Source organism: Brachybacterium sp. JB7, assembly GCF_003335205.1.
Lineage (GTDB): Bacteria > Actinomycetota > Actinomycetes > Actinomycetales > Dermabacteraceae > Brachybacterium > Brachybacterium alimentarium.
Window position 1 is genome coordinate 1 of the sequence record NZ_QPGN01000062.1, and the last position, 294, is coordinate 294.

General features: G+C 52.4%; 1 protein-coding gene. It reads left to right on the top strand.

Translation table 11 applies throughout. The features are described from left to right. On the top strand, positions 1–294 hold a 294-nt coding region (locus tag CIK81_RS17945; protein WP_275937296.1), incomplete at both ends, for a sigma-E factor regulatory protein RseB domain-containing protein.

The following is a 294-nucleotide window of genomic DNA, read 5'->3' on the forward strand; positions in this document are numbered from 1 at the left end:
CCTCAGTCAGCATCGAACGGCGTTCGCCGGTAGGCAGGCTTGCGTGGACCGAAGACAGCGGCAACGGAGGACTTTCGTCCCCTGCGAGATGGGCAGCTCACCTTGAAGAATATTATCAGATTGATCTTGAGGAAGATGCACGTGTCGCTGGTCGAGACGCCGTAAAGCTAATTTTTGAGCCTCTTGATCAATGGCGTTTTGCTCACGAGTGGTGGTTAGATCGTGAGACGGGGCTGTTGCTCAAGCACGTGCTTATTGATCAGCAGGGTCGCATTATTGAGACCTTCCAAATTA